The sequence below is a fragment of the Staphylococcus pasteuri genome (assembly GCF_030547725.1).
GTDB classification, from domain to species: Bacteria; Bacillota; Bacilli; order Staphylococcales; family Staphylococcaceae; genus Staphylococcus; species Staphylococcus pasteuri.
Genome location: NZ_JAUOQO010000938.1, coordinates 1 through 237, shown reverse-complemented (window position 1 = coordinate 237; position 237 = coordinate 1). Strand labels below are relative to the sequence as shown.

Annotated in this window: 1 protein-coding gene; it reads right to left on the bottom strand. The window is 46.4% G+C overall.

Going from position 1 to position 237, the window contains the following annotated elements; all coding sequences use genetic code 11:
- Positions 1-237, bottom strand: a 237-nt coding sequence (locus Q4528_RS15960; RefSeq protein WP_303522738.1) for a penicillin-binding transpeptidase domain-containing protein, incomplete at both ends; no start/stop codon positions are given.

Here is a 237-nt window from a genome sequence, read left to right as displayed (position 1 = left end):
ATTAATGCCGGTTTCGTAAGCCAATTTGTAGAAGTAGGTATCAACACTTTGTTCAATGGCTTTATATACGTCTACCCAACCATGACCCCAACGCTTCCAATCACGAAAACGGCGCTTGGTATTAGGAATTTGGAACCAGCCTGGATCCCAAATACGTTGCTCTACGCTAATTTTACCCAGTTCTAGGCCCATTACCGCTAGCTGCGGTTTTACGGTTGAAGCTGGCGGGTAAACCCC